The sequence below is a fragment of the Allohoeflea poritis genome, from assembly GCF_027889715.1.
Lineage (GTDB): Bacteria > Pseudomonadota > Alphaproteobacteria > Rhizobiales > Rhizobiaceae > Hoeflea_A > Hoeflea_A poritis.
In genome coordinates, this window is sequence record NZ_JAPJZH010000006.1 from 154,702 (window position 1) to 173,573 (window position 18,872).

At 60.9% G+C, this 18,872-nt stretch carries 19 protein-coding genes; 9 read left to right on the top strand and 10 right to left on the bottom strand.

Annotated features, from left to right (window positions below):
• Nucleotides 1-48 precede the first annotated feature (48 nt).
• Both OOZ53_RS11645 and OOZ53_RS11650 read left to right on the top strand, forming a co-directional pair.
• On the top strand, nucleotides 49-807 hold the full coding sequence (locus tag OOZ53_RS11645; RefSeq protein ID WP_271089729.1) for a L,D-transpeptidase family protein: 759 nt from the start codon (nucleotides 49-51) through the stop codon (nucleotides 805-807).
• 94 nt (nucleotides 808-901) lie between these two features.
• Nucleotides 902-1,687, top strand: coding sequence for an SDR family oxidoreductase (locus OOZ53_RS11650; protein ID WP_271089730.1), 786 nt, complete (start codon nucleotides 902-904; stop codon nucleotides 1,685-1,687).
• Between the two features lie 28 nt (nucleotides 1,688-1,715).
• Here the strand turns inward: OOZ53_RS11650 and OOZ53_RS11655 are convergent, their stop codons facing one another.
• On the bottom strand, nucleotides 1,716-2,639 hold the full coding sequence (locus tag OOZ53_RS11655) for a sugar kinase (protein ID WP_271089731.1): 924 nt from the start codon (nucleotides 2,637-2,639) through the stop codon (nucleotides 1,716-1,718).
• A 146-nt stretch (nucleotides 2,640-2,785) separates the two neighbouring features.
• Here OOZ53_RS11655 and OOZ53_RS11660 point away from each other — a divergent pair, with 146 nt between their 5' ends.
• Together OOZ53_RS11660 and OOZ53_RS11665 are read left to right on the top strand one after the other, a co-directional pair.
• Complete coding sequence (locus tag OOZ53_RS11660; RefSeq protein WP_271089732.1) at nucleotides 2,786-2,968, top strand: hypothetical protein; 183 nt, start codon at nucleotides 2,786-2,788, stop codon at nucleotides 2,966-2,968.
• Between the two features lie 290 nt (nucleotides 2,969-3,258).
• Nucleotides 3,259-4,428 carry a M20 aminoacylase family protein gene (locus OOZ53_RS11665; protein WP_271089733.1) on the top strand — a complete coding sequence of 390 codons (1,170 nt, stop codon included), beginning with the start codon at nucleotides 3,259-3,261 and terminating at the stop codon, nucleotides 4,426-4,428.
• Between the two features lie 5 nt (nucleotides 4,429-4,433).
• Here OOZ53_RS11665 and OOZ53_RS11670 read toward each other — a convergent pair whose 3' ends face one another.
• Together OOZ53_RS11670 and OOZ53_RS11675 are read right to left on the bottom strand one after the other, a co-directional pair.
• Nucleotides 4,434-4,901: a group III truncated hemoglobin gene (locus OOZ53_RS11670; RefSeq protein WP_333780594.1), complete on the bottom strand. Its 468-nt coding sequence runs from the start codon at nucleotides 4,899-4,901 to the stop codon at nucleotides 4,434-4,436.
• 81 nt (nucleotides 4,902-4,982) lie between these two features.
• A complete protein-coding gene (locus OOZ53_RS11675; protein WP_271089735.1) occupies nucleotides 4,983-6,173 on the bottom strand; it encodes a glycosyltransferase family 4 protein in 1,191 nt (396 codons plus the stop codon).
• Here OOZ53_RS11675 and OOZ53_RS11680 point away from each other — a divergent pair.
• The 4 genes from OOZ53_RS11680 to OOZ53_RS11695 all read left to right on the top strand — a co-directional run bounded on the left by OOZ53_RS11680 (nucleotide 6,172) and on the right by OOZ53_RS11695 (nucleotide 10,744).
• Nucleotides 6,172-7,767, top strand: coding sequence for a glycosyltransferase (locus tag OOZ53_RS11680; RefSeq protein WP_271089736.1), 1,596 nt, complete (start codon nucleotides 6,172-6,174; stop codon nucleotides 7,765-7,767). The genes OOZ53_RS11675 and OOZ53_RS11680 overlap by 2 nt on opposite strands.
• 56 nt (nucleotides 7,768-7,823) lie before the next feature.
• On the top strand, nucleotides 7,824-8,552 hold the full coding sequence (locus OOZ53_RS11685; RefSeq protein ID WP_271089737.1) for a glycosyltransferase family 25 protein: 729 nt from the start codon (nucleotides 7,824-7,826) through the stop codon (nucleotides 8,550-8,552).
• A gap of 91 nt (nucleotides 8,553-8,643) precedes the next feature.
• Complete coding sequence (locus OOZ53_RS11690) at nucleotides 8,644-9,435, top strand: 3D domain-containing protein (RefSeq protein ID WP_271089738.1); 792 nt, start codon at nucleotides 8,644-8,646, stop codon at nucleotides 9,433-9,435.
• 151 nt (nucleotides 9,436-9,586) lie between these two features.
• Nucleotides 9,587-10,744, top strand: a complete 1,158-nt coding sequence (locus tag OOZ53_RS11695) for an alpha-hydroxy acid oxidase (protein ID WP_271089739.1) — start codon at nucleotides 9,587-9,589, stop codon at nucleotides 10,742-10,744.
• A gap of 3 nt (nucleotides 10,745-10,747) precedes the next feature.
• Here OOZ53_RS11695 and fumC read toward each other — a convergent pair whose 3' ends face one another.
• On the bottom strand, nucleotides 10,748-12,151 hold the full coding sequence (fumC, locus tag OOZ53_RS11700) for a class II fumarate hydratase (protein WP_271089740.1): 1,404 nt from the start codon (nucleotides 12,149-12,151) through the stop codon (nucleotides 10,748-10,750).
• A gap of 231 nt (nucleotides 12,152-12,382) precedes the next feature.
• Here fumC and OOZ53_RS11705 point away from each other — a divergent pair, with 231 nt between their 5' ends.
• Nucleotides 12,383-13,435, top strand: coding sequence for an MBL fold metallo-hydrolase (locus OOZ53_RS11705; RefSeq protein WP_271089741.1), 1,053 nt, complete (start codon nucleotides 12,383-12,385; stop codon nucleotides 13,433-13,435).
• Between the two features lie 90 nt (nucleotides 13,436-13,525).
• Here the strand turns inward: OOZ53_RS11705 and OOZ53_RS11710 are convergent, their stop codons facing one another.
• From OOZ53_RS11710 to OOZ53_RS11735, 6 genes are all read right to left on the bottom strand, one after another.
• Nucleotides 13,526-14,230 carry a GntR family transcriptional regulator gene (locus tag OOZ53_RS11710; RefSeq protein WP_271089742.1) on the bottom strand — a complete coding sequence of 235 codons (705 nt, stop codon included), beginning with the start codon at nucleotides 14,228-14,230 and terminating at the stop codon, nucleotides 13,526-13,528.
• A gap of 145 nt (nucleotides 14,231-14,375) precedes the next feature.
• Nucleotides 14,376-15,254, bottom strand: coding sequence for a dioxygenase family protein (locus tag OOZ53_RS11715; protein WP_271089743.1), 879 nt, complete (start codon nucleotides 15,252-15,254; stop codon nucleotides 14,376-14,378).
• A gap of 12 nt (nucleotides 15,255-15,266) precedes the next feature.
• Nucleotides 15,267-16,580 (bottom strand): TRAP transporter large permease, encoded by a 1,314-nt coding sequence (locus OOZ53_RS11720; RefSeq protein WP_271089744.1) that lies wholly within the window; start codon nucleotides 16,578-16,580, stop codon nucleotides 15,267-15,269.
• Entirely contained in the window at nucleotides 16,580-17,248 is a 669-nt protein-coding gene (locus OOZ53_RS11725; RefSeq protein WP_271089745.1) for a TRAP transporter small permease subunit, read from the bottom strand. The genes OOZ53_RS11720 and OOZ53_RS11725 overlap by 1 nt, the downstream gene beginning before the upstream one ends.
• An 18-nt stretch (nucleotides 17,249-17,266) precedes the next feature.
• Nucleotides 17,267-18,358 carry a C4-dicarboxylate TRAP transporter substrate-binding protein gene (locus tag OOZ53_RS11730; RefSeq protein ID WP_271089746.1) on the bottom strand — a complete coding sequence of 364 codons (1,092 nt, stop codon included), beginning with the start codon at nucleotides 18,356-18,358 and terminating at the stop codon, nucleotides 17,267-17,269.
• A gap of 54 nt (nucleotides 18,359-18,412) precedes the next feature.
• Complete coding sequence (locus OOZ53_RS11735) at nucleotides 18,413-18,871, bottom strand: OsmC family protein (protein ID WP_271089747.1); 459 nt, start codon at nucleotides 18,869-18,871, stop codon at nucleotides 18,413-18,415.
• Nucleotide 18,872: the final 1 nt, after the last annotated feature.

Genomic DNA, 18,872 nt, shown 5'->3' on the forward strand with positions numbered 1-18,872 from the left:
CTGCGGCAAACAAATTTCCGACGCAAACAGCTCCTAACGGTCGACCCCATGAGAGGATTGTTCAGCCGGCTTCCGATGACGATGCGAACAACATTGTTTTCCGCCGCCTTTGCCGCCGTCGTCATCGCCGGCGCATCGGTCTACCTGCTCCGGTCTCTGATACCCGGCACGGCCAATCTCGACGCGGTTCGTGAAATCGTCGTTCCGGAACTGGAAAGCCGGCTTGCCGAACAGGGTCTTCATTTCGGCGCGCCGATCTTCATCCGCATCTTCAAGGCGTCCAGCGAACTGGAACTTTGGGTGCAAGACGGCGCGCAGTATAGCCTCTTCAAGACCTATCCGATCTGCAGTTATTCCGGCGGGCTGGGGCCGAAACTGATGGAGGGCGACCGGCAGTCGCCGGAGGGCTTCTATTCGGTCTCGGCCCGGCAGCTCAATCCGAACAGCAGCTATCACCTTTCCTTCAATCTCGGTTTCCCCAACCGCTATGACCGGGCTCACGGGCGCACCGGCAGCTTCCTGATGGTGCACGGCAAATGCGTTTCGATCGGCTGCTACGCGATGACCGACGGGGGCATCGAGGAGATTTATCTCATCGCCGAGGCGGCGCTGAGCGGCGGACAGAGTGCATTCGACGTGCATGTGTTTCCGTTCCGCATGACGGAAGAAGCGCTTACCGACTATGCCGGTTCGCAATGGATTAGTTTCTGGCAGAACCTCAAGGAAGGTCACGACCTATTCGAGGCGACACGGGTGCCGCCCACCACCGGCGTGGTTGACGGGCGTTATGCCTTCAATGGCGGGTGAGGCGATCAGCTCAGCCTGAGGGCGATGTCCTTGCACTCATGCACCGGCACGCGGTAGAGCAGCCGAACGACGCATTTCAACGACGGGATAGAAAATGGATCTGGGAATTACCGGTAAGACGGCGCTTGTTCTCGGCGCATCGCAGGGCATCGGCCGCGCAATCGCCGACACGCTGGCGCAGGAAGGCGCCAATGTCGTGCTCGTCGCACGCAACGCGGAGGCACTCGAAGCGATTGCGGCTGACATTGCGCGCAAGCATGGCGTGACCGCAACGCCCTGCCCGGTCGACCTGTCGGACCCGCAGGCCGTCGCGGCCTTCTGCACAAGGGTGGAAAACGAATTCAAACCCGACATGCTCGTCAACAATGCCGGCGGGCCGCCGCCATCCCCATCGACCGGCGTTTCCGACGAGGTCTGGCACAATTCGACGCAGATGATGCTGTTCAGCATCGTGCGGGTCACGGAAGCCGCGCTTCCGGCCATGAAGGCGCGCGGCTGGGGCCGCATCGTCGCGGTCGGCTCCTCCGGCATCGTCCAGCCGATTCCGAACCTTTCCGTTTCGAACACCATCCGCGGCGCCGTCGCCGGCTTCTGCAAGTCACTGTCGGCCGAGGTCGCCGCCGACGGCATCACGGTCAACATGATCCTGCCCGGCAAGATCGACACCGACAGGCTCAGTCGGCTTGACTCCGCCAGAGCAGAGCGGGAGGGCAAATCCGTCGATGCGGTTCGTGCTTCGGCGCAGGCCGACCTGCCGATCAAGCGTTACGGCCGGCCCGAGGAATTCGCCAAGGTGGCGGTTTTCCTGCTTTCCGATGCCGCAGGCTACGTAACGGGCCAGATGACCCGCGTCGACGGCGGGCTGATCCGCAGCATCTGAGGGCCTGCGACCGGCGAAACTCCGGTGGTCAGCCGCTCTCCTGCCTCGGAACGATCGCCCCGCGGATGCCGATAACCTTTGCGGCGCGGTTATGCCCGGCCAGCATGGCCTCGCCGAGCGAATTCCCGGCCAGATAGGCAGCCAGGAACGCCCCGTTGAAACTGTCACCGGCGGCCGTGGTATCGACTACCTTCTGGGCGGGGTCGAAGCATAGCGCGGGGTCGGCCTCTCCGTTGATCGGCACCGGTCCGTCGGCGCCGCGCTTGAGCGCGCCGATGCCTATGCCGTAAGCCTCCAGCCGCGCCAACGCCGAGGATGCATCCTTGTCGCCGAAAAGCGCCATCTCGTCATCCACCGAGGGAAGGCCGATATCGCAGTTGCGCCAGGCCTGCGATACGGCCTGCCGCGCCGCCTCGACACTATCCCAGAGCCTGGGGCGGAAATTGGAATCGAAGGCAAACAACCCGCCCCGTTTACGAAAGCCGGATATCCAGTCGAGCAGCCCGCTTCTGATGGATAGTGGCAAGATGGCAAGCGTGATGGCCGAAAGATAGACGACGTCAAAGCCGTCTAGAGCGGAAAAATCGCGACCGCCGGCAGTCTGGAACAGCGTTCGCGCAGCGGAATTCTCGCGCCAGTAGGAAAACGACCGCTCGCCATTGGCATCCGTGCTGATGGCGTAAAGGCCCGGCAGGCGCGTGTCGTCGCGTGCGACCGCCGCGGTCGAAACGCCTTCGCTTTCGATGAAGGCCAGCATGTCACCGGAGAACCTGTCCGTGCCGACAGTGGACACGAAAGCGATATCGTGGACGCCGGGGCATTCCCGCGCCATGTAGATCGCGGTGTTCAGCGTGTCGCCGGCATAGCCGATGCGCGCGGTCTGGCCGGCGGTGTCCATTGAAAGCTCCACCATGGCTTCGCCTATGCAGGCGACGCGGCGTGCTTGGCCCATGGGTCGATCCTTCTATCTGCTTCTTGCCTTGCGCGATCGGCGCTGTGGCTGGATTACAAAAACGTAATGTTGCGTCAAGGTATCGTCCACAAATGCGCCCTACATCAGTGGTAATCCAACGGTTGGGAGAAAGGAGTGGATGTAACATGACCAAACACAATTTCCCAAATACAGCCGATCCGCTCGACATGATGGTCAAGGCCCGCCTGATCAGGTGGCGCTGCATGACCCGCGCCGCGGGTGCCGTCTCGCGGGCGGCAAGGTCCTATATTGCACCGGACCGCTCAAGCCCCAATCCACTGCAACTGCGTGGACTGGATGTCGGCTGAATGACACGTATGCCGGATCGGAGCTCCGCGCTTCCGGTCCGGAACAAGGGTGCGGGATCGTCGCATCTGCCCGAAAAGAATTTCCATAAAGACCAATCAACGACCTCCGACAGGATGGGCTACCCGGCTGCAGCCTTTGGCAGGCCGCCGATGTCGCCCCAGCGCTTGCCGTCTTTATGCGTCTCGAATAAATGTCGTGTGACACTTTTCCCGTTTACGCCCCGTGTCATGTCAATTGCGCGCAAGACGCATCGGACACGGCGGGCTCCACCAATCCCATAGGGTCAATAATGTACATAAAGAACAACCGCATCGCCGATCTTGTCCCGGAAGTAACCGAGTGGCGCCGCTGGCTGCACCGTCATCCGGAGCTTTTGTTCGATCTGCCGGAAACATCCCGCTTCGTCACCGAACGCCTTCGCGAGATCGGTGTCGACGAGATTTACGAGAACGTCGCCGAAACCGGTGTCGTCGCCATAATCAACGGTGCGGGCGACGGGCCGACAATCGGGCTGCGCGCCGATATGGATGCCTTGCCGATCGAGGAGGCCTCGGATGCCGGACATGCTTCCGAAACGCCCGGCAAAATGCATGCGTGCGGGCATGACGGCCACAGCGCCATGTTGCTGGGCGCCGCCAAGTACCTTGCGGAGACACGCAATTTTTCCGGAAAGGCCGTACTGATTTTCCAGCCCGCCGAAGAAGGTGGCCTGGGCGCCAAGGCGATGGTGGATACCGGCCTTTTCGAGCGTCTCGGACTTCACGAGATTTACGGCATGCACAACATGCCGAACATGCCTGTCGGCGAGTTCGGGCTGTGTGACGGCCCGACACTGGCCGCGACCGATTTCTTCTATATCGACATTGAGGGTCTCGGCGGACATGCATCCCAGCCCCATAAATGCGTCGATCCGCTGGCGGCGGCGAATGCCATCTATAACAGCTTCCAATCGATCATCACCCGCAACACCGATCCGGCAAAGAACGGGCTGATCTCGATCACCGCGCTTCAGGCGGGCGAGGCCAACAATGTGATTCCGCAAACGGCGACGATGAAAGGCACGGTCCGCAACCTGCACGAGGACACCCGCGACATCATCGAACGGCGCATGCACGAGATCGTCGCGGGCGTTGCCGAAAGCCACGGGGTGAAGGCGACACTCAACTATGAGCGGCTCTGCCCGGTAACGGTCAATCACAGCGACCAGGTCGATCGCGCGGCAGAGGCCGCCATCGGGGTGGCCGGTGCGGAAAATGTCGACCGCGAACAACCGGCACGGCTGGGCGGTGAAGACTTCTCCTACATGCTGCAGGAGCATCCCGGCGCCATCATATTTATCGGCAACGGGGACTCGGCCGGATTGCATCACCCGGCTTATGATTTCAATGACGACGCAATTCCGTATGGCATCGCCTTCTGGGCAAAGATCGTCGAGGACCGGCTGCCGCTGGCGCGATAGCGGCCTTAGCGCGTGGCCGGTTCCGGCGAGAGGATGGCGCCGTCGCCCAATCTCTCGCCGGGCGCCAGCAGGATGCCCCGGTGTTGCGCAACGCCCATTTCGAGGCTTTGGGCGATGTTGCGCGCCCTTTCGGCAAAATGCGCCGCCGCCTCGGGCGTACAGAGTTCGCGCGCCGTTTCTTCAAAGAGCGTCAGCCACCGGTCGAAATGCTCCGCCGATACGGGCAGCGGCGCGTGTTTCGGCATCGGACGTCCGTGATAGCGCCCGGTGAGGAGCGCGACGGACGACCAGAAGGCGAACATCTGCTGGAGATGCGGCTCCCAGTGCGTAATCCGCTCGGCGAAAATCGGCCCCAGAACGGGATCGGCCCGCACGCGATCGTAAAATCGGCGGACAAGGCGTTCGATCAGCGCCTCGGTAATGCCCGTCCGTTCCGAAATTTCCCGCGAAATTCTTGCACGTCGCTCGTTCATCGGTGACCCATCCTGTCTTCCCGACATGTGACGCCGAACGTGAGCTGCCGCAATCGGGTGAATTGCCGCAGGCCGTTGGGTTTAGGCCCTTTGCGGGTTCAGGTCGCGAATGATGGGCGCGAGCGTATCCGCCAGGGCCTTGTCGGTATAGCGCTCTGCGACAAGCGCCCTGCCCTCGCCAACAAGCCGCGCACCTAGACCGGGATCCCGGATGAGACGCCGGATCGCCGCGACATAGTCTTGCGCCGTTTCCGCTCGCAGCCAATGCCGGTCCGGCGTAAGGCCGAGACCTTCGACGGCCTTGGCCGTTGCGATCACCGGCATTCCGACCGCAAAGGCCTCCAGCACTTTCAGACGGGAGCCCCCGCCCTGGCGCAGGGGCATGATCGCCACATCGCAGCCATCATAGATGCCGTCGAGCGAGGATGGATCGGCGTGAAGTTCAATGTCCGTGCGCGAGCCGGCCCAGCGCCGAACGCGTCGCGCCGGATTGCGCCCGGCGATGACCAGCCGCATATCCAGGAATTCACCGCGCAATTGCGGCCAGATCCGATGGACGAGAGCGTCAACCGCCTCCACATTGGGCGTGTATCTGAGGTGACCGACAAACAACAGACGCCTGATCCCGCCCCGCTCATTTGCGACGGGCGCCGCCGCAAGTCGCCGCAGCGCCCAGGACGGTGCAATATTGGGAACCACCCTGATCTTGCCGGCCTGCTTCTCGTCGCCGACAAGGTCGGTCAGCCGCTGCCTGTCTTCGCCGGTCGGAACCAGGACCGCATCGCTGAGCCGGACAGCCTCGCGATCCGCGAGACGGACGCTTTCGCGTGCACCGACGACACGCCTTGCCTTCCACAGCCGACGCAATACGCCCATCCGCGCGAAGACGTTCTCTTCCCAAAGCGCGCTTTCGACATTGTGAAAATCCAGAACCAGCCTGGGTATTTTGAAGACACTTTGTGAAACCAGAGCTTCACAAAACTTTAATAGTCCGACGCCTTCGAACAACAGTATGTCCGGCCGTTCGTGGCCGATATACTTGACGAAATTCTGCACACATGTTTCATCTGGCGCCAGAAGAGTTGGGGCGCTCTTGTTACCGGTCAGCCGCTGGTTTGAGACGGCAAAGTCTTTCGGCGAGACGACCGTCACGTCGGTAAACGGCATCAGCGCCCTTTTGACAGCGTCGTTCCTGAGCTCGGCACCGGATACGGGCTGCTCGAACGGATCGATGACGAGCTGAACGGTTTTGGGTGGGCGATTCTGCTTCATGGTTCCGAAGATAATTCATCAAACCTGGCGCGATGAAAACATTCCCGGAGAATATTCGGAACTGGTGGATAGCTGGAAGAGGCTCAATCCCGACTGGGAATACCGGTTGTGGACCGATGAGGATCTGGATGAACTGGTCGGCAAGCATTTTCCGGAATTTCTGGAACAGTTTCGCGGTTACCCGAATCCGGTTCAACGCGCCGATGCCGGCCGTTATATGCTCCTTTACATTCATGGCGGCGTCTATGCCGATCTCGACACGCGGTGCAATGAATCATTTGGGTTGCTGGCTGACGAAGAGCGTATCGTCCTGGCGCACGAACCGGTCGAGCATCTTTACGACCATTGTGAAGTGCGGCAGTTGGACCACCTGCTGTTCAACGGCACGATGGTCAGCCCGAAACGCCATCCCTTCTGGTTGATCGTATTCGAGGCTCTCAAGCGCTGCCGTCATTCAAAGGATGTCATGGATTCGACAGGACCGGTGCTGCTGACCCAATGTGTCAGGCAGTATGACCGGCCTGAACAATTGAGCATCAACTCGTGCCAGCTGTTCAATCCGCTCACCAAGCTGAAGGTGGAATCGGAAGCCGACCAGTTCGGCGATTATGCGGGCCACCGCCTTTCCACGCACTATTGGTTCGGCACCTGGTATCAGGACTGGTACGAAACGCCGCTGCGCAGATTCAAGAAAATCATCAGGCGAACCCGCTACCGGCTGACACGCGGCGAATATCTTTCACGCGAAGAAGCGCGTTCGCGCGTCGATCGCGGTATTCTCGACCTGCCCTTGTGTCCGGACAAACCGTTCGAGGATCAGAATATCACTTGCCTTATACCGGTACGCGACGCGGAACCCTTCCTGGACCGCACCGTCGCCCTGCTGCGGGCGCTCGACTATCCGAAGGAGCGGATCCGGATCGCATTTTGCGAAGGCGACAGCGCGGACGGCAGTTGGGAAAAGCTGGAAGGCCTGTGCGACGAACTGCGTTCGGAGTTCTCCGAGGTTTTGTGCCTCAAGAAAGAAATCGGCATCGTGTTCCCTCGCAAGACGCGCTGGAAACCGAAGATCCAGAAGATGCGCAGAAGCGGTCTTGCGAAGGTCCGCAATCATCTCATCGACAATGCCATCGACGGACAAACGGACTGGGTGCTGTGGATCGACGCCGATGTCGACGACTATCCGCCGGACATTCTGAAGACGTTGCTGCGTGAGCGCGAGAAGATCGTGGTTCCCAACTGCGTGCTCGAGCCGGGCGGAGCGACCTACGACCTCAACAGTTTTACCGTCACCGACGAGCGGCGCGACAGTGGATACTACAAACATGTCCGCGGCGGCGTTTACATACCTCCGGGCAGAACCCCGCGGCGCCTGCATTTCAATGATCTGCGGGCCTGCGACAGGGTCGAGCTCTTCGGCGTCGGCGGCACGATGTTGCTGGTCCATGCATCGGTGCACCGTGCCGGGATACGATTTCCGGAGATACCGTATGTGGATCTGCTCGAGACCGAGGGGTTCGGCTACTGGGCGCGCGACTGCGGGGTCGTCCCGATCGGTTTGCCGAACACAGAAATAAGGCATGTGCGCTCGTGAGCCCCTGCTGCAAAAATATCGCGGCTTTCGTGCTGACATTCGAAGGTGCAGGTTCCGTGCGCCGTGAATCCGTAACCCGGCAGATGCGCCAGTTCCCGTCCGCGCTCGACTGGCAACTGGTGTCCGGCTACGGCGCCGACGATGCGGCGCTTGGCCGGCACTATGACGCCGCGCTCAACAGGCGATATTCCAAGCGGCCGCTCAGTGACGGCGAGATCGCCGTTTATGCCGGCCATCGCAAGATGATGCGTCAGTTCCTCGAGACCGGTCAGCCATTCGGATTGTTCCTGGAGGATGATTTCGCCTGCCGGGATGTTGCATCCCGCTGGCGGCACCTGTTCACCCATGTCGACGACATCATGGTCGGCAAGGACATGCTCAAACTGTTCGATTTCGGACCTCCGAAATCCGGATTTGCTGAACAGGACACACATGGGCCGATTGAAATGGTGAAACCGCTCAGCGTCGGTGCCGGTGCGGTCGGCTATCTGCTCAGCCGCGAAGGCGCGCAAAAGATCCTTTCCCGTCAGAGGGTCTTCCGGCAGATTGACGAGGACATCAAATATTTCTGGGAACTTGGTCTCGATATCTGGGCGGTCCGGCCGCAGATGGTTCGCGAGATCAGCGATGTGCTCGGCGGCAGTTTCCTCGAGGCTGAGCGCAATGCCATCAAACAACGCCACAAAAACATCGCAACCTCGATAAAGGGCAATTATCTGGCGCTCAGGAAAATGGCGCTCAATCGCCTCCACCGGACCGTTTCAGCTCAGCGTTCACGCAACTGAGGCGGCCAGGTTTGTGCAAATGGTGAAGCAATCGGATAAGCTCGCAACCGGATCGTCTTCCAGGGATGCGCCGGAGACAGGACCGCGGACCGTGAAATACGCCAGCTTCAAAGCCGCGATACTGATGATTGCCGCTGTCGCGGCTGCGCCGGCAGGCGCGTCGGACGATCCGCTGGAATTCTGCTACGAGGCCCCCAAGGATCTGTCAAAGCACCGTCACGTGAAGCTTTGGGGCACCTACTATCACACCAAGATCGCACAGGAGAGCAAGGACGGGTTTGACCTGCTCGACGCACATGACAAGCCGATCGGCCCGAAACTCGACCGCGAAGACTGGTGCAAGGCAGCGCTGGAAGGTGCGGCGGTCATCGCCATGCCGGACGGCAGCAATGTCATTGTCAATGTGCGCGACGCCGATGGCCCCTCGCAGGTCAATTGCGACAAATACTATCCCCACCTGCATGCCCGCGCACGGATCGGCATGCGCCATACGCGCTTCTTCAAGGTCACGTCGCCGAAGGTCAAATACGGCTACGGTATCGACAACATGCCGCTGGCGGCGTTTCGAACGATCGCGGTCGACCGACGCCAGTTTCCGATCCGATACAGGTCGCTGCTGTTCATCCCGAAGCTCAAGGGCCGCAAGCTGACGCTCCATGACGGGACAACCATTACCCATGACGGTTACGTCTTTGCGGCCGATACGGGCAGCGGCATCAGGGGCCACCACATCGATTTCTATACGGGCTTTGTGAACGAGAACCCATTTCCGGACCTGGCAGGCGGCGCCTCCCATACTTTCTCGGCCTATCTGGTCAAGGACGAGTCCATTCGCAAACAGCTTCTCGAACTGCATACCGACACTACGTCCGGCGACAAGTGACCTGAACAAAGCAACTGGTAAAGAAATTTGTCCAATCACTGCGGCAACGCTTGTCAGCCTGACCGGCATCGCTATGATGCGCGCAGATCGGCCACGGGGACCTTCTTGAGCGGCGGATCAGCACTGCAGGCATGGGTAATGGAGATCCGTAATGGGGCCAATTCTTGAAGTCGCGGACCTGAAGAAACGCGCCAAGCGGCGCGTGCCGAAAATGTTCTTCGACTACGCGGATTCCGGCTCATGGACCGAAAGCACCTACCGGGCCAATGAGAGCGACTACAATGAGGTAAAGTTGCGTCAGCGCGTTGCGGTCGACATGACCAACCGGTCGCTCGCAACCACCATGGTCGGCCAGGACGTCTCCATGCCCGTGGCGCTCGCCCCGGTCGGCTTCTGCGGCATGCAATGGGCGGATGGAGAAATCCTGGCGGCGCAGGCCGCCGAGGAGTTTGGCGTGCCCTTCACGCTCTCGACCATGAGCATCTGCTCCATCGAGGATGTCGCGGAAAACACGACCAAGCCCTTCTGGTTCCAGCTCTACGTGATGCGCGACCGGGACTTTGTAAACAATCTGATCGACAGGGCGAAGGCGGCCGGCTGTTCGGCGCTGGTCGTCACGCTGGATCTGCAGATCCTCGGCCAGCGACACAAGGATCTGCGCAACGGCCTGTCGGCACCTCCGAAATTCACGCCCAAACACCTCTGGCAGATCGGCACCTGCCCTTCCTGGTGCATGGCCATGGCGCAGACCAAGCGCCGCACTTTCCGCAATATCGTCGGTCACGCCAAGGGCGTCTCCAACCTGTCGTCGCTCAGCGCGTGGACGGCCGAGCAGTTCGACCCGACGCTGTCATGGAACGATATTGCGTGGATCAAGGAACGCTGGGGCGGGCCGGTCATCCTGAAGGGCATCCTCGATCCGGAGGATGCGAAAAAGGCGGTCGACAGCGGGGCCGATGCGATCATCGTCTCCAACCATGGCGGCCGGCAGTTGGACGGAGCGCCCTCCTCCATTCGTGCGCTGCCCGCCATTGTCGATGCGGTCAGCGACAAGATGGAGGTGCATGTGGATGGCGGCATCCGGTCCGGGCAGGACATTCTGAAAGCCGTGTGCCTGGGCGCCAAGAGCACCTATGTGGGCCGGCCTTTCCTTTACGGCCTTGGCACGCAAGGCAAGGCCGGCGTTGCCAGGATGTTCGAGATCATGCGCACCGAGCTCGACACGACGATGGCGCTGTGCGGCGAGCGCAAGGTCACCGAACTCGGCCGTTCCAATCTTTACAGCGCGTTCGGTGAAAAGTTCGGCTGATCGCTATGACGGCCCGATCATGTGCTCGGGCCGGACCGTCGCGTCGAATTCCTCCGCCGTCACATAGCCGAGCCGCAGGGCTTCCTCTCGCAAGGTCGTGCCGTTCTTGTGGGCGGCCTTGGCGATTTCGGTCGCCTTGTCGTAGCCGATCTTCGGGGCAAGCGCGGTAACCAGCATCAGCGAACGCTCCATCAGTTCCTGGATATGCTCCTTGTTCGCCTTGATGCCGACCACGCACCGATCGGCAAAGCTGCGCGATGCCTCGGCCAGCAGTTCGACCGACTGCAGCAAATTATAGGCGAGCAGAGGCTTGTAGACATTGAGCTCGAACTGTCCCTGGCTGCCCGCCATCGATACCGATGTCTGGTTGCCCATCACCTGGACGCAGACCATGGTCATGGCCTCACACTGCGTCGGGTTGACCTTGCCCGGCATGATTGACGAACCCGGCTCGTTCTCCGGAAGCGACAATTCGCCGAGGCCCGAACGGGGCCCGGAGCCGAGATAGCGGATATCGTTTGCGATCTTGAACAGCGACACGGCAATCGTGTTGAGCGCGCCGTGTGCAAAAACATAAGCATCGTGGGTGGCCAGGGCCTCGAACTTGTTGGGCGCCGTCTCGAAGGGCAGACCGGTCAGCTCCGCGACCGCTGCGGCGAACTTCTTGTCGAAACCCTTGACGGAGTTGAGCCCTGTGCCCACCGCCGTGCCGCCCTGGGCAAGATGGTAGAGGCCATCCATGGCCGGCGAAAGCCGTTCGATGCCGTTGGCGATCTGCGCGGCATAGCCGGAAAACTCCTGCCCCAGGGTGAGCGGCGTGGCGTCCTGCGTATGGGTGCGGCCGATCTTGACGATATCCGCAAACGCCTTCGATTTGCCGTCGACAGCGGCATGGAGATGACGCAGCGCCGGGATCAGCGTCGCACTGATCTCGCGCGCGGCCGCGATGTGCATGGCCGTCGGGAACGTGTCGTTGGAGGATTGCCCCATATTGACGTGATCGTTCGGGTGAACCGGGTCCTTGGAGCCGATCTTGCCACCCATGAGTTCGATGGCGCGATTGGATATGACTTCATTGGCATTCATGTTGGACTGCGTGCCGGACCCTGTCTGCCACACGACAAGCGGAAAATGGTCGTCGAAGCGGCCATCGGCGACTTCCCGCGCCGCCTGGGTGATCGCGTCGGCCCGCGCCTGATCCAGTTTGCCCAGGGCGAGGTTGACCTTGGCAGCGGCCTGCTTGATGACGCCAAGGGCCGAGATCAGCGGGCGGGGCATCGTCTCGCCGCCGATGGGGAAATTGATCAGCGATCGTGCCGTCTGCGCGCCATAATATTTGTCGGCCGGAACTTCCAAATTGCCGAAGGAGTCGGATTCAATCCGTGTCGCACCGTCTTTGTCAGCCATGATTCTCACCTGTTTTCTCTGCGCACCGGAGCCACGGTTTGCCGGGTGTCGTCGACCAATCTACGTCGGGTCAGACAAGAGCACAAAGGCGCATCAAGCATAGACCAAACTTTATCGCGTCCTTGCGCGTTCCACCCGATCCCCGGCTTCATATTTTCCCAATAATAATATCGATTTTTTTCTGCTCTTTCTTTATTATCTATTTTGGGAGGTATAACTATGAAATTATCGATGTTGAAAATTTGCGCCATTGCCGGTGCCGGTATGGCGCTTTCGCTGTCCGCCGCGGCGGCGGAGCCGTGCATGAAGGTGACGCTGACCGGAACGCAGGGCGGGCCGCCGCTGTTCAACGGGCAGGCCGGTGCCGGAACGCTCGTGCAATATGGCGACGAGACCAACGGATGCGGCGCGGTGAAGCTGCAGTTCGACACCGGCCGGGGAACCAATATGCGCCTGTCGCAAATGAAGGTGCCCGTCGGCAAGCTCGACGCGATCTTCTTTACCCATATGCACTCCGACCACACGGAAGGTCTGCACGACATTTTGCAACTGCGCTGGCACTTCAATTCCGGCGGTCCGAAAGTCGATGTCGTCTGCAGCGACGACGCCAAATCGCCATTGGGCCACACGCTGAGTTGCAGCCGTTACGTGACCCATATCGGCGATTCCCTGATCGAATCGGGCGAGATCGCGCAGCGGCTGGCCGAAAACAAGAAGCGGCTGCCCGGTGGCCCGGCCGATCTGGTCAATATCATGACCTTTTCACCCGGCGGCGATCCGATGGGCGTTTGGCAAAAAGGCGATGTAACCGTCTCGGCCATCGGCTCGAAACACATTCCCGGACACGCGTCCTACCGCGTCGACACACCGGCGGGAAGTGTTGTCGTGGGCGGTGATGCCGGCAATGACAAACCGGCACCGCCGCGTCCGTCTTCAACGTCCGAGCAGGTCGAAAAACTTGCCCAGGGCGCCGATGTTCTGGTGCACTCGACAATCCATCCGGTGATGGGTCCCGACAAGGAAAGCGGCTTCCCGCCGCCGATCTATTTCCGCCAGAGCAATGCATCGGACCTCGGTGCGCTTTCCAAGCGGGCGGGTGTCAAAAATCTGATGCTGACGCATCTGATTCCGCCCATGGGCGCCGCCAGGCAGGGCCCCTTCCCGATTCCCGGCGGAGCGCTCGATGAGGCGTCGTACAAGGACGCTGTCGCGGGCGGCGGTTACGAGGGCAATACGATTGTCGGCACGGATCTGGCGACGATCACCCTGCCGGCAAAGAATTAGAACATCCGTCAGGCACGTAAGTGAAACGGCCCGCCGAACGTCATGTTGCGGCGGGCCATTCCATGTGGGTAATGGAGTTGCGGCGGACGTTCAGCCGGTCATGGAATTCAGTCGCATGCGCAGAAATTCGCCGGTCGCCGTGTAGTGGTGAATCAGCAACTCGACGGCGCGGTCCGCCTCATGCGCGATGGCTGCCTCGCAGATCGCCAGGTGTTCGGCGGCCACGTTGCGGGACGGGTAGGCAACCGCGCCCGCCAGATTCCGGTAGCGGATGTTGAGATCGTAGAGCTGCTCGCAAAAGCCCACCAGGAAACCGGAACCACAGGCCGAAAGCAGCGACATGTGAAACAGCTTGTGAGCTTGCTCCCAGCCGGGACTTGCAGCATCCGCACCCGGTGCGGAGCGCGGTGTCCTGGTCAACCTGTGATGGGCAAGCAGGACGCCTTCCTCCCAGGCGGTCGATCCGGAGGCGATGGATTCGCGCAGCGCGCGTTCTTCCAGCCAGCAGCGTGTGCGCAGCAGCTCCTCGAAGGCCGTGACGGAGATATCCGAGACGCGGAAGCCGCGCTGATCCAATCGTTGGACCAGGCCCTCGGATGTCAGCATGCTGAGCGCCTCGCGAACGGGGCTGGCGCCCACCTCATAGTGCTCACGCAGCGTCTCGATTTTCAGCTTCTGCCCCGGCTGAAGCGCGCCGTTCAAAATGTCGTCGCGAAGGCGGTCGAACAGCTGGGCCGTTATCGACGCCCCACCCGAACCAGCGGCAACCGTTTCCAGACCCCGTTCAGCAGACATGTCCCTTCACCCCATCAGTTGCTTGCAGCACCCCAGAACAACGCCTCATACAGCCCATCTATATAATAAGCGGCTCCGGAATTGGTAAATTTTTTACCCAGTTACGCAGTTCCCGTTGATCGATCCACCCTCGCCCCGGCTTGCCCTACTCGGATGTATCGGCGGCCAGCACAAAGTCAAAGTCAACCGTATAATAGGGCGACGTCAGCCGGGGCTTTGCCTCGAAATCCTCCGGGACCAGATTACGATCGGTCTGCTCCACATAATTCATGATCAGGTCGGAACGCACCCCGAACACCGCATCTTCGTCGAGATAGGGATCGTCGCTCGGAAAGACTTCTGTGACGAGCGTGCGATATCCGGGCGCCATGACGATGAAATGCAGATGCGACGGCCGCCAGGGATGGCGTCCGGTGGCATGCAGCAACTCGCCGACCGGGCCGTCGTCAGGAACCGTGTAGGGCGCCGGCCGAACCGTGGTGAAGGCATAATCGCCATTGTCGCGTGCCGTCAGCCGTGCACGCAGGTTGTATTCCGGCTGCTGGGGATCCTGGTTCGAATAAAGCCCGTTGTCCGCCGTTTGCCAGATTTCGATCTCGGCGCCGCTGATCGGATTGCCGGCCGGATCGCGGACCGCGCCCTTCACGACCACGGTCGCCCCGTCATTGTCGTTTTTCAGATCGCCGCCATAGGCCAGGGGAGGCGCGCCGAGAATGTGGAACGGACCGAGCACGCTCGACGAAGTGGCATCCGGCTTCGAGTTGACCATGTCCACCAGGGACGACACACCGAGGACATCGGAGAACAGAACGAACTCGTTGCGCTCATCATCGGTTATCTCGCCGGTTTTGGTCAGCAGCTCGATCGCCTTGCGCCATTCGGCATGGGTCAGGCCGGTTTCCCGGACAAAGGTGTGCAGGTGCTTGGCCAGATGTTCCAGGAGAAAGCGCAGCCTCGGCGAAGTTTCCGGACCGCAATAATCCAGGAAGGTCTGTGTCAGCGTATCGGCGGTGACATGGCGCATGGCGCTCTCCAATCAATTCAGCAGATAAGTGGTCAGTATCGGGAACCGGATGATCACGATCAGGACGAGGAGCATCACGAAAGCGAACGGCAACGCGCCCAGGAAGACATCCTTCAATGATATTCGGTCGTCGTTCAGCGTCGCCTTGATGACAAAGCAGGATATGCCGAGCGGTGGCGTCAGCAGGCCTATTTCGGCGCCGATGACGGTAACCAGTCCGAACCAGATGAGGCTGAGACCCATGGGCTCGATCACATCGATGAAGAGCGGCACGACGATCAGGATGATCGATGCCGTGTCGAGAAGGGTCCCGAGGAACAGCATCAGCACCACATAGGCAACCATGATCCAGAAGAAGCTGAGATTCTGGCTGTCGAGGAACTCGCGCAACTCGTTCGGCAAGTCGACGAAACCGAGCATGCGGCTGTAGAATGACGCGGCGGTGATCAGGAACAGGATGCTGGCGGTGATGTGCCCGGTTTCAAGCAATGCCTCCCAGAAGGAGCCCGCCGTCATGCGCCGGCGCACAACCGCAATGATCAGGCCAGCCAGCGATCCGGCCGCACCGGCTTCCACCGGCGTCAGCCAGCCGGTGTAGATGCCGCCCAGCACGATGACGATGAGACCGACGATGGGCGCGGTCTTGCCGAACAACTCACCCCAGCCGAGCAGGTCTTCATCGGCAATCGGCTCGATGCGGCCCCCTATGGCCTGCGGGCGGACCTTTCCGGCGATGAAGATCGCGACAATATAGGCGAGCGCCAGCACGATGCCCGGGATGATACCGGCGATGAACATCTCGCCGACGGACACTTCGGCCACGAAGGAATAGATGATCAGCATCGCGCTCGGCGGGATGATCATGCCGAGCACGGAAGAACCGGCCACGACACCAACCGCGAAACGCCTGTTATAGTCGAGACGAAGCATCTCCGGGACGGACACTTTGGTGAAAACCGAGGCCGACGCGATCGACGAGCCGGTGACGGCGGCGAACACCGCGTTGGCGCCGACAGTGGCCATGCCGATGCCGCCGCGTATGCGGCGGAAGACCTGGTTCATGACGTCGTATACATCCTTGCCGAGCCCCGCTTTCGACACCACGAGGCCCATGAAGGTAAACAGCGGTATGGTCGCGAACTCATATTCGGTCACACTGTCGCCGATGGTCTGGCGCAGGAAGTTGATGGCGAGGATCGGACGTTCGCTGACGATCCAGAGCGTGACGAAGGACACACTGGCAAGCGCTATGGGAATGTACACGCCGAGATAGATCATCACGACGATGGCAACGACCGAGAGTATGCCGATTTCTACCGGGCTCATCAGCTTGTCTCCCCGGCGCTGTCGCGCAACTCTTCATCCGCGGTATGCGGCGGCTCTCCCGGAGCCTTCAGTTCATGGCCGAAAACGACCTTCAGGAAAAACAGCACCGTGCACAGGCCGGCGCTGCCGGTAATGACCGCATTGGCCGGCCACCAGGGCACGGTGAAGACGCCGAGCGTGCCGAAATAGTGGCAGCGTCCGGTGGCGGCGACGAAATCGGTCCACAAGTCACCGGTCGGTTTTGGGCCGAACTCCGGCGGCGTGAAATAGTGACAGGTTTCGAACGCCTCAACCAATGTCGGGAAAGTGGCGTAGGTAATCAGAGCCATCAACACGAAGGAAATGCCATCGATCACCCGGTAGAACGCGTCGGCAATTCGCGGATGGCTATCGCGAATGAGGACGAGAAACCCGTCCGAGCGCGTCAGCCGGTTGACGCGCACCACGTCGGGCAACTGCATGAACACGATGAAAATCATCGAGAAAATGACGATCTCGACGACGCCGAGGAACGGCGAGTGGAACACGCCGCGCGCAACGACATCGATGTTCATGACGATGACCAGCACCAGCACCGTCAGGGTCCCGACGGCGTTGGCGCCGATCGCCAGTGATTTTGCCAGACCGGTCAGTTTACGGGCGACCTGTATCCCGATTTGACTTTGCATAGCAGGCCGCCCGCAATCCTAGTTGGTTGCCGCCCAGTCGCGAACGGGCACCGAGCCCGCATCCTTCAGCTTCTGGACATAGGAGCCGAGCATGGCGGTTCCCGGTGCGCCTTTCGTGTCGAGCGCGCCGGCCCACTCTTCGGCGATGTTGGGCATAGCGTCGGCCCATGCGGCGCGCTGGTCCTCGGACAGGACAACGACGGTGCCGCCGGCCTCCTTGAAGGCATCCAGCGATGTGGCGGCGCGATCCATGGCGACGGCGGCAACACGGTCCCGATATTCGATCGCGACCGATTCAAGCACCCGCTTGACCTCATCGGGAAGCTTGTCCCACACGTCCTTGTTGACGGTGACCGTCTTGGAATTGACCGCGCCAAGATCGACCTTGAGCATATGCGGCGCGACTTCGTTGATCTTGAAGGTCATCGCCGCTTCCGGCCAGAGCATCGCGGCATCGACGACACCGGTCTGCAGCATGTTGTAGAAATTCGGCAGCCCGCCGCGCACGCCGGCCACATCCTTCAGCCCTTCCAGGTAGCGCAGATTGTATCCGGCGCCGGCCAGTTTCAGGCCGGTCAGGTCGTCAAGCGAATTGATCGGCGTCTTCGAAAAGATCTGGTAGCTGTCGAGAACCACCCCGGTCGCAAGATAAACCTGGTTTTCGGCAGCAAACTCAGCCTGCATCTGCGGGTATTCCTTGGCGATCTCGTCCACCGCCTTGGCGACGATACGCGCATCGGAAGAGACCATCGGGGTCGCGGCCGAGATTGCCTGGCTCGGCAGGGCCGAATTGTGGAAGATCGTCGTCACGATGCCGATATCGCCGAGGCCGAGCTTGATGCCCTCGAGAACCCCGCGCGGCTTGACGATCTGGCCGCCATAGGCCTGCTGCCAGTCGATCTTGTAGTTGCCCGTGCGGGCAAGTTCCTCGTCCACGCGCGGAATGAAGAAGCCGGAAAACTCCTTCACCCACATGGATCGCTCCGGATATCCGTCGATGGCGATCATCTTGATCGTCTCTGTCGCGGATGCAGGAACCATGGCCGTCGAGATGGTCACGCCGATCGCGGCAGCCGCGGTCAAGAAAGACCTGCGTAGCAATTTGTTCATTTCCTTCCTCCTTTGCGACGGTCAACCTCCCGCTGACCGGTTCCGACAGCGGCGCTAGTCCGCCGGCTGCCAAATTTCGACAATTTCCGTCCCGGCGCCCGTAAAGAGCTTGGAAAGCGGGCAGAACTTCCTGACTTCGGCGGCAAGGCGCGTCAGGTCGTCCGCGGACGCGCTTCCGTTGCTGGTGACGGTCAGCTCGATCCTTGTGAACGGCACATCGATCTCCTCTTCCAGCGTGACGCCACGCCGGTCGAATGCGCATTTGGCCGAGATATCCAGATGGCCGATATCGATCCCCAGGCGGTCGGCACATTTGTGGCCGATGACATTGGTGCACCCGATCAGCGCCGCCAGCGCCGTATCGGTGGGCGTCGGCCCGGCATTGGTGCCGCCGCGCTCCGCCGGCTCATCGATGGCGAATTCCAGGTCGCGGATGGCAATGTCCGAACGCGAATGGCTGGGGCATGTGGCAGTTGCCCTGAGCATGACTTCGGTTTTCATTCGAATGGCCATC